Below are 10,376 nucleotides of genomic sequence, written 5' to 3' on the forward strand. Positions count from 1 at the left end.
TTGAGGTGACCTATGGAAAAAATAAATAAGCAAGAATTACAACAATTAATCAACATTTTTGATACGATCATTGAAGCAACTGAACATTTTCAAACATTAATTAGGGACAGGCAGTTAGACAAAAGTGTTTTTGTTTTTAGTTCAATTGTTGATGGTATGACAATGTTAGATCAAACAATTAAGCAGATTGAAAATGATCAATTAACTAGAGATAAAGCAAATGTTGATGCTGCTATTTTATTAATTGCAAAGGAATTAGAAAATCAACAAGCAACAAAAGTATTAGAAATTATTCAATTTAATTTGTTGCCAACCTTAAAGAAAATACATCAGTTTTTTATTGAATCAAACTCACATGAATCTTCAAAAATAACGATTGGTGTATACCTTGATCACGTCAATCCAAGAAAGGTTTACCCAGAAGCACGGATTGATGCACTTGTTGATGAAGCAAAGAAACAAAATTGTGACATTTATTTTTTTCTTCTAAAGATGTTAACTTTGAAGAAGGAAAAATCATGGCTGAATACTTTGAAAATAATAAGTGGGTTAAAGAAAAGCGTGATTTTCCGACAGTTATCAATAACATCGCTTCAACCCAACGAATTCGCCAGTCTTTAACTGAGCGAAAATTGAGAAGAAGTCATTTGGTTACTAGTTTCGCACTAGGAAACAAAATGTATTTACCAAAGATTCTTTTGGAAAATAGAAAATATGCTGAGCTATTAGTTCCTTTTAAAATTATCACTAATCATGATGTGATAATTAATTATTTAAAAGAAAATAAGATCGGTGTTTTAAAGCCGATTTTAGGTCGACAAGGTCAAAACATTTACTTTATTGAACGAATTAAAGATAAGTATAAAGTGTCCGATCATACAACAATCCATATGCTATCGCACTTAGAGCTTATTGATTGGTTAGAAAGCGGTACTATTCTTAAAAACAATAGTTATATTATCCAGCGATATGTCGATGCAAGAACAAGAGATAGTGAACCATTTGACATTCGTGCCCATATGCAGAAGGATTATGAAGGTAAATGGGTTATTACAAGAATTTATCCAAGAATCGGTCATCAAAGAAGTATCCTAAGTAATATTAGCCGTGGTGGACGCACACAGCCATTAGAAGAGTTTTTAGCGAAAGAGTTTCCAGATAAAAAACAAGAATATCACGACCAATTATTAACGCTATCAATGGGCTTAACAAAGCACTTAGATAAACTTTATAATTTTGCTTTAAGTGAGATTGGTCTTGACATTGCAATTGATCGAGATGGGCGTTTCTGGCTTCATGAAGCAAACAACGGTCCACAATCAACTTATCATGAAAAGGAAAGAGCGGTCCACACGATCGGTTATGCAAAGTATATTGCTGAAAAAGGGATTGTATTGACTAATCAATATGATCAATTGAAGTTTGCCAAAAATCAATTTAACTCAAAGACTAGTAAATTGACCTTTCATGATCAGGCTGACAGAATAAATATAGGTATGCTAATACCAGAAAAGGAAGTCAATCAACTAACAGTTGCTTGTGCTTATGTTGCTAAACATGAGGAAGCTAATTTCTTTTATTTTGCGCCAAGTGATATCGACTTTAATGCCATGTTAATTAGAGGCTATTTCTATGAAGATAATGAATGGGTTGCGAAAATTGTCGAATACCCAGATGTGATTTATGATCGCCTGAGAGCGAGAGGGATTAATCAGTATAATATGATTTACGAGGAATTTGAGGATATATATATTACAAACGAATTCCGTGGAAATTCAATTAGTAAACTAGAAGTCTATGACAAATTGGCTACAGTTGATGAACTTCAACCATATTTAATACCATATCGAAAGGTTGTAAGAGTTAAAGATATTTCGCATTTCATTGATCAATATACTTCAATTATTGTTAAACCTGAAGTAGGTTCCTATGCGAAAGGCGTTCATTTTGTTGAAAAGAAAGGTTTTGATCAATATTTTGTTGTTGAAGGTGCTAACGAAAAAATGATGAGTCAATTTGAAATGTTAAATTATTTTAGAGCACTAATAAAAAAGGGTGCCCTGATCGTACAAAAATATATTAAAACAAGAACTAGAGACGGAAATCCATTTGACATTCGAGCACATATGATGAAAGGACGTCAACAATCCTGGGAATTCGCTAAAATTTATCCAAATATAGGAGTTCATTATTCCACAATATCGAGGCTCCCAGAAGGCGGATACCGTGGCGACCTAGGTGGTTTTATACTTTATAACTACGGCGAGGATCAAAGGAAAATACTAGGTGATAAAATTCAAGAAACAGCAATATTAATTACAGAAAAGTTCGAAGCACTTTATTCTGAATATAGAATTAGTGACTTGGGTATTGATTTTGCTTTAGATGAAAAGAAGAATCTATACCTAATTGAAATTAATGTAAAAGGAATTGAAGTGTTTCTTCATGAATTTGAGGTCGCTCAACTTGCTATTCCCTATTGCATTAGTTTAGCTAAACAAACAAAATCATAAAATAGATACTGCTTGGACGAATCCGATGTTTTTCATTGAGTATTTAGTTAGAAATATATATAAAACTAATATTATATGCGTCGCATTTCAGTGAGTCTGATAGAACATATATTCACTGTTTGTAAGCTTGGATAGCTAGACTATCTCTGCAAGGAATGGACAGGCACGGCTAGTTCAACTTATGGTTATATATTTAAATCAAAGTCAATAGCCTATAAAAAATTAGTCATCGTGAGATAATCTGACTACTAATTCTAGATCTCTTACAATGACTAATATTTTATTTGCTTATCTTATTTTAATTACCAATCGCCACAAACTCCAACTGCTCGTTATAATCTACCTTAGTTTCTTCAAGTGCTAATAGAATTTGTTCTGCAATCCTTTTAATAACTGGAACGACTACAGAATTACCAGCTTGTTTGTAAAGGTGTGAGACTGCAAGGTCAGGTAGCTTATAATCTTTTGGGAAGCCTTGAACGTTAAAGCATTCTCTTGGTGTTAGTTTTCTGATGCCAGTATCGGACAAGATCAGTGGAACGTTATGGCCACCAGTTCCCATGTTTGCTGTAAGTGTGGGAACGACATTACTTTTGTTTGCTCTAACGTATTTTCTACGCCATTGATAGATTGTTTCTTGGCTTGTAATTGCTTCTTCTAATAATGGGTAGAAGTCTTGTTTATCTTCAGTATAATAATAACGTTCTTCTTGTTCGGTTGAAAAATCAATGACATCTGATATTTTAGTTTCTAAGGGGATAGGATTAGGGAAATCAAAGTTTTTATATGTTTCTCGGTCTTTAAATCCAACAATATAGATTCGTTCTCTATTTTGAGGGATATTCCCATAGTCTTTTGCGTTCAGGACTTGATATTTAACATGGTAGCCATGAAATTCTAGCGCTTCTCGAATGACTCTGAATGTATTTCCATTATCGTGACCAACCAGGTTTTTAACATTTTCTAAAAAGACAACCTGGGGTTTCTTTTCAATAATGAACCTTAGTGCTTCAAAAAATAGGTCGCCACGTTCATCTTCAAATCCTTTTCGGTAACCTGCTACTGAGAATGCTTGACAAGGAAACCCAGCAAGGATAACATCTACATCAGGAGTTTGGCTTGGATTCAATTTATGGATGTCTTCCACGACTAAGTGATCAGCGAAATTCTCTTGATAAGTAATTGAAGCGTTTTTGTCAAATTCATTAGCCCAAACTGTTTTAAATCGACCTGTTTGCTCAAATCCAATATCAATCCCACCAACGCCTGCAAATAAACTCATCATTTTGTACTTCATGAAAATTCTCCTTCCATTTGCGGCGCGCCGCAAATTTAGTTTATCAAATTTTTTAATGAATTGCTAGACTTCCGTTTTATAAAAATTTAGACTATCAGGTTATCAATCTAGGTTATCTTTGCTATAATTGGGTTAAATATCAACGATGAAGAAGGGGTGCGTTATGGGGAATTATTTTTGGCACGATCAACCGAATTCAAGGCAAAGTGATTACATCGAAATGTTAAAAATGATTGGTTCATTATCAAAGCTATTTTCAGATAGCAGTGATCCTTATCTTTACTATCGAGCGCATGAAAACTTATTTTGTCAGGTCTTTAATGCAAAAAACTTAGCTCGTGGTGATGTGTCTTTTGATGCAATTGCGGATAAAATGGGTATTGGATTAAAAACATTCTTACATGGCAATGGACGTACATTTCAAAAAGTTGCTGAGTTTAACTCTGACAGTGATTTAATTAGAGCTTTGCAACCAAAGTTAGAAGATGTCGTTTATAAAGTTGCTGAACTAAGAAATAGAAGAATAAGATTAACAGAGGACATTACAAATATCAATCAAAATATTTATCATGTTGTTACACGAGAAAAGGGCAAGATGAATATAACCGAAACGGCAATGGATTATATTGATATTTCAAGCATTCGATTGGCTAAAAAGCAATCAAAGAACACAATCAAATTTAAAGATAAGTATAATGAATATTCCTTCTCGCTATCAAAAAATACGCTCTTGAAGCGATTTGATACAACAAAATCGGAGATTATCACCCAATTTGAAGTTGAAATCCTTGATGATCCATTCAATTTTTTGAAGTCACATCATGTCTTATCACAAACTGCTATTCAATCAAATCTAGAAGATGATGACTTTATCATATTGCCTCTATACTCACCTAGCACAAAAAATGTTGAGCAAAAGTCAGGATTAAATCAGTGGAACGCTGGTGGTAGAGCACGAAATATTAATGAAGTTTATATCCCTATTCCAGCATGGATTCATCGGACATTTAATGAATTCTTTGTCTACAGTCGGTTATATCAGGGGCAATCAGCTAAAGATTCACCAAGCTTTAATATCGAGCTTCCTAACGGTGAAATTATGTTATCAAAAGTTGCACAATCAGGTGGTAAAGCACTCATGTCAAATCCTAATAAAGTTTTAGGAAAATGGATTTTAAGAGATATTTTAAAACTAAAAGAAGGAACACTTGTCACGATGGACATGCTTGATGAGATTGGAATTGACAGTGTGAAACTGACTAAAAAAAGTGATGACTATTACTATTTAGATTTCCTAGAAAGTGGCTCATATGAAGAATTTGAGGAAAATCATAAAGAATAACCTACTTTATTAAAAAACTGCATAATCGTAAGGTAACACAAACGATAATTGGAGGCAATCCTCATATAGGGTGTCGTTTTAACAAAACAGCAGTAGAAAGATACTTGAAAATAGCTAGGCTACTTGAAAACTTGATAAACATAAAGAAAAACACGTGAGAAAAAGTATTTGAAAAAAGTAGTTTAGATTTTTCTTATTAATAGCTAATGATTTTATTCAGAAAGAAGGAAAATAGCATGGCACAAATTAACCCACGACTCATTCAAGCAATCACGGAGCAACCAACTGAAGATATCCCTGAAAGTCCGACTGTTGCTAAATTACCTGGAACGTATGCAAAATTGATTAATCGAAATAAGGATAAGATTAAAAGTAGGTGTCCAGATAACTTTTTCATGGTCAAGTGCAAGAGTTGTGAGCGTAAAGGGAAATATAATGTTGGATTGATCTTAGTTAATATTGATCAAAAGAGTCGTCCTGAGGAGACAGAACCAAATGAAATGGCGCAAACAACAGGCTATTTTCGTTGTAAACATTGTAATGATGCTGGGAATTGGGAAATGCCGATTGATTTTAATATGGCAATCCTAGCTGGGATGGTGATGCATGACTCTCCAATTGAGGATAAAAGGTGTGAGCTTGGAACGCATCGGCTATTCGATGGGAGTTGGCATCTGTATTGTTCTGATGCTGAGGAACATCTTTTGGATCTGTTAACTGAGGAGCCAGACAATGCTTATCTTTGGACGAGACTGGCTAATCTCTATTTTACAGGAAATCGTCCTGAACTTACAGCGTGTGTACTTGAGCATGCTTTATCAATTGATCGATATCAGACAGAGGCTCGTTATACGTTAGGGAGCTTTTTTCATCAAATTGGTGAACTGGAGTTGGCGGCTGAACATTATAAATATATGTTGTTAAGTGCGAATAAGTACCAAAAAATGGATGTCATAGATTTTCGTCACTTTTTGGCTGATGGATTAAATGACTTGTTTTTAATTCATCTCCGCTCTAATCAGGAGATTCCTTTCTTGCCAAGTATTGAATCAATGGAACAAGCAGGCCTTAATTTAGGCAATGATCGAAAAATTGTTGAACTGGATTTTGAGTTATTTCCAGATGAATTGGAATCTTTCTATCCACTTGCTGAAATGTATATGGGCTCATTACGCAATAGAATCCCTAAGAGGCAGAGAAGGTTGACTATTTCGATCAATCAAAAAGGTAAAAAGAAGAGACATAAGAAAAGAAGGAAATAAGAGTTATCAAGTGTTGATAGGGAATTTTAAGATCAATACAATACAAGTATGATTCTTTAGATTTTGATGGAAAGTGTTATAGTATATTAGCTAGAGGTTAAAAAGCGATTACTCTATATCGGACAAATTTCTATATAAAAAACTAAAAAATGTCCGAAGTTGACTACGGACATATTCTCACTTTTCAAGTCAAAAATAGTCCGTAGTTGTCCCGACTAGGGACATCTTCGCAGATTTTTCAAGTCAAAAAGTCCGAAGTCGCCCGACTACGGACTTTTTACAGCTTTTCAAATCAAAAATTGTCCGATATAAAAAATAACGAATAGATCATCCTCTATTCGTTTGACGTTTGGTTTTCAAGAGTATTTTTTATTTTATATATTTCTCGATCGTGTTCACTGACTTTGTCAATTAAGTAGTCGACATCGTCGTTAGACGCCAATCTCTTAAGTGCTTCCGTCGTAATTAGGTGGTACTCAGTTAACTTCACAGTCTGATCGTGAATGAGTTTTACAGTATTTGTGAGGGAATCTAAGCGACTGGTGTTATCGTCAATGCGCGTGTCCATGGCTCTGATTCGTTTATCGAGTCCATCAATCCGTTTATCCATACTTCCAATTCGCTGATCTAATCCGTCGATCCGTTTATCCATCATTCCAATTCGCTGATCTAATCCGTCGATCCGTTTATCCATCATTTCAATTCGCTGATCTAATCCGTCGATCCGTTTATCCATCATTTCAATTCGCTGATCTAATCCATCGATCCGTTTATCTAATCGATCGATCCGCTGATTTGTCACTACTTGTTCATGTTTAATCTCTTTCAATTCTGTTAGGATTTGATTTAAAATAACTTCGCTCATCTGAGTTCTCCTTTCTTGAGTTTTTTACGTGGTTATCTTACTTTCAAATTAGCATATATTTTGTTTTCAGACAACTCATTATCGAGGTGCTGTTTTGCAAAAACGGCTTGGATTTCATCGCTGTTTTCTAAGTTTGTTTAAGGATTTTTGAAAAATACTATGTTATTCAACATCAATTCTTTTTTTAAAAAAATCTTGGGTGAATTTTTGCCTGAAAGGGTTGTATTATCAGGGTTGGTCGTGGTTTGGATTTTGCTAGTTATATTGATGTGCTTAATTTGACCTAAACAACGTGCGAATTTTGTCGATATATATTATGCTATAAATATTATAATAGAGAGATATGGGGGAGCAATTAGATGAAGTACATAGTAAAACGTTTTAGTTTATTGTTTTTTTGGTTTGGTTTTTTTAGCGGGATGTGGATCGAAGGTCGATTTGTCGGATTATATTGAGGTTCATTTTAGTGGTTATGACACACTTGGGACGGCTTATTATTCGGTGGATGATAATCGTTTGATTGAGGATGCGTTTGGTGTGACTGATGAAGATTATTGGGATCTGGATGCTGAACAAATGGAGGCAATCAATGATATGGTGATGGCCTATTCAATTGAGTTAGCGCAGGATTCGGATTTATCGAATGGTGATGAGGTTACGGTTCGTATTTCGATTGATGAGGAAAAGACGAATAAGTTAAAGTCGAAGGATGAAGTAACTTTTACTGTCACTGGTTTAGAGGAGCCGGCTGAATTGTCGGATGAAGAAATTGAGCGTAATGTAATTGTGAATTTCAATGGTGTCAGTGGTCGTGGAAGGATTCAAATAGATACGACGTTTGATGGTGATTTGTATGATTTATGGGTTGAGGCTGAGCAAGATGGTGAGATTGCTAATGGTGATATGGTTAGGGTCAGTTTATCAGAAGAATCTCGTAATAACTTAGCTTACATTGGTTATGCGTTGTCTGGTGATGGTGCGGTTGAGTTCGAGGCATCTGGTTTAGATGTTGTTCCTGAAACAGTATTAGAGATTGCTAACTTGGAAGATGTTGAGCGGATGATTAGTGAGGGAATTAATCGTCAGTATCAAAATTCTACTTGGAATAGAAATTCTTATGATTTTACTGAAGGAAAAACTTACTACCGTCAGTTTGCTCGCGATACGGATGACTGGGGTAGTTCATCAGATCATGGGTCGTTAATTTCGTTGTACACGATTAATGAATATGATCGTGACGAAGAATTGGTTGATACATTTACGGCTCTTTATGGATTTAACAACATTATCATCGATGATAATGGTAATACGAATGTGACGCAAATAAATCAATACTTTGATTCGTATGACAATACGTATTCTTTAGTGTCGGTTGAGAAGTTGATGGAAGGTTACGGCTACGTTGAGGTTGAGTAATTAAATAAACTATATGCAGAAAGAAACACTTAAAAGTAAGTATCTGGAGTTTATTAGCTCCAGATACTTGTTTTTATGAGCAATTTTAATTGATATTTTCTGAGTGTGGTAAAGAATTTTGGGAGTTTCGTAGTGTGTGTAGGACTTGAAGTGAAGCTATGCAACGTTTAGAACGAATGGAAAATTAAACGCATAATCCTGATAATCATTCAGTCACAGCAACAGTTGACCATTTTAGTGTCTATTTATTATTAAGCGGTGTGATTTGGGATGCTGTCTGGGAAAATGAGATGCGTCGACCTGAAGAGGTTGATCAAGATGCATCCATTAACATTAGGTGGCTTTTTAGCACAAGGGGTAGCGTATCAATTAATTGAGCATAAAATATATAATGTCTTTTCATCAAAAAATAGCAATGTAGCTACTGTTAAAGAAACTTTAACTAATGGAAACTATTTTAAGAAAGCAGTCACGTTTAATGCTGCACCATTTTTCAACGTTACTTATACTAATGGTCCGGGTTTTTTTTCAGCGGCGATTCCATCTTGGGACTTAAATAGTGATAAGTACGATCAAAAAGTCTACAATTATTCAATCAAGGGTGACTTCTTACAACCTTTTGTTAATTTGAAGCAGGCGAAAAAATTGGGTCAAGTCGTTCCTGCGTTTTCAAAGAAACGAAAGGGATCTGCGCACTCTTTAGTTCAGTTTTTTGATCATTTTCCGAAACTTGATTAAACGATAAATAAGAAAAGCACCTGCATTAAATTTTGCGGGTGCTTTTTGAATTTGATTTGCAGTGCTTATTTTAGAATTTCTTGAATCTCTTCAAGTGATTTCCACTCATCGATGTTCATAAAAATTGTGTCTAATGTTGCGAGGTCTTGTTGGTTGATTCTTTCCTCTAATTGATCAGGTACTGGAGCTACGAATTTTGTGATTAGTTGGATTGCATTCTTAACTTGTAGTTCCAGCTGGCCTTCAAGCTTACCTTCTTCTCGGAATATTTCGGCTAAAGTCATCACTCTATCGCTCCCTTCAGAATAGTTTTGTTCTATATATCCCATAATATCATGAAATTTATCATTTGTAACCTGTTGGTTGGCGTGAAAGACGTAGTACATCATCGTTTCTAGATATTGCAGTGCAGTATCCTGATTAGTAAATTGTTTTAACAGGTCAACCGCATGGAAAATGGTTTTCAAAATTGCTTTTGGTCCTTTCTTACGAATATCTCGAAATAAGTTGAACATTATCCTCAAAAACACGTGAACTTTAAAGTTTGAGTCTTGATAGTCTATGACATTATAGAGAACATATTCGAAGTCTGGTGCGTATTTTTGGACGTCAACTGGTAGATCATCGTAACCGTTGATTAAGTCACCTAGCTTAAGTGGAATTGTCCAAATTGGGTCACCGTGATAGATCACGATTGGTATGACCATTGGTAAGTCATCCGAGGGCTTTTCCTTTTGACTCGCAGACCAAATTTCCAACATATACCGAAGTAATTGTAAGCTGACATTTTTGCTTAAATAACTTTTATGCTCTAATAAAAAGTGTAAATAAGTTGGGCAATCTTTAATTTTTGTTTTAAATAGTAGGTCGTTGAGACTCCCACAGCTAAAGCAATGGGATTCTTGAGTGACTAAGCGTTCGCAGTCCATTTCTGTTTTGAACA

Annotated in this window: 9 protein-coding genes; 6 read left to right on the plus strand and 3 right to left on the minus strand. The window is 34.8% G+C overall.

Features of this window, described 5'->3' with window-relative positions:
* Positions 1-12: 12 nt before the first annotated feature.
* Both ABD814_RS08695 and ABD814_RS08700 read left to right on the plus strand, forming a co-directional pair.
* Positions 13-621 carry a DUF8042 domain-containing protein gene (locus tag ABD814_RS08695; protein WP_344912276.1) on the plus strand — a complete coding sequence of 203 codons (609 nt, stop codon included), beginning with the start codon at positions 13-15 and terminating at the stop codon, positions 619-621.
* Positions 519-2,513: a YheC/YheD family protein gene (locus tag ABD814_RS08700; RefSeq protein ID WP_344912278.1), complete on the plus strand. Its 1,995-nt coding sequence runs from the start codon at positions 519-521 to the stop codon at positions 2,511-2,513. Before ABD814_RS08695 ends, ABD814_RS08700 begins: the two co-directional genes overlap by 103 nt.
* A 298-nt stretch (positions 2,514-2,811) precedes the next feature.
* On the opposite strand, the gene ABD814_RS08705 is transcribed toward ABD814_RS08700, so the two are convergent.
* Entirely contained in the window at positions 2,812-3,810 is a 999-nt protein-coding gene (locus ABD814_RS08705) for a DNA cytosine methyltransferase (RefSeq protein WP_344912280.1), read from the minus strand.
* Positions 3,811-3,973: 163 nt separating this feature from the next.
* Here ABD814_RS08705 and ABD814_RS08710 point away from each other — a divergent pair, with 163 nt between their 5' ends.
* Together ABD814_RS08710 and ABD814_RS08715 are read left to right on the plus strand one after the other, a co-directional pair.
* Complete coding sequence (locus ABD814_RS08710) at positions 3,974-5,152, plus strand: phospholipase D-like domain-containing protein (RefSeq protein ID WP_344912282.1); 1,179 nt, start codon at positions 3,974-3,976, stop codon at positions 5,150-5,152.
* Between the two features lie 236 nt (positions 5,153-5,388).
* Positions 5,389-6,414 carry a tetratricopeptide repeat protein gene (locus ABD814_RS08715; RefSeq protein ID WP_344912284.1) on the plus strand — a complete coding sequence of 342 codons (1,026 nt, stop codon included), beginning with the start codon at positions 5,389-5,391 and terminating at the stop codon, positions 6,412-6,414.
* Positions 6,415-6,748: 334 nt separating this feature from the next.
* On the opposite strand, the gene ABD814_RS08720 is transcribed toward ABD814_RS08715, so the two are convergent.
* Positions 6,749-7,279, minus strand: a complete 531-nt coding sequence (locus ABD814_RS08720) for a hypothetical protein (RefSeq protein WP_344912286.1) — start codon at positions 7,277-7,279, stop codon at positions 6,749-6,751.
* 438 nt (positions 7,280-7,717) lie between these two features.
* Between ABD814_RS08720 and ABD814_RS08725 the strand changes: the two genes are divergently transcribed.
* Together ABD814_RS08725 and ABD814_RS08730 are read left to right on the plus strand one after the other, a co-directional pair.
* Positions 7,718-8,695 (plus strand): hypothetical protein, encoded by a 978-nt coding sequence (locus ABD814_RS08725; RefSeq protein WP_344912288.1) that lies wholly within the window; start codon positions 7,718-7,720, stop codon positions 8,693-8,695.
* 318 nt (positions 8,696-9,013) lie between these two features.
* On the plus strand, positions 9,014-9,433 hold the full coding sequence (locus ABD814_RS08730) for a hypothetical protein (protein ID WP_344912290.1): 420 nt from the start codon (positions 9,014-9,016) through the stop codon (positions 9,431-9,433).
* Positions 9,434-9,498: 65 nt separating this feature from the next.
* On the opposite strand, the gene ABD814_RS08735 is transcribed toward ABD814_RS08730, so the two are convergent.
* On the minus strand, positions 9,499-10,376 hold an 878-nt coding region (locus tag ABD814_RS08735; RefSeq protein ID WP_344912292.1), incomplete at its 5' end, for an Rpn family recombination-promoting nuclease/putative transposase.

It is taken from the genome of Amphibacillus indicireducens, assembly GCF_039539605.1.
GTDB lineage: Bacteria > Bacillota > Bacilli > Bacillales > Amphibacillaceae > Amphibacillus > Amphibacillus indicireducens.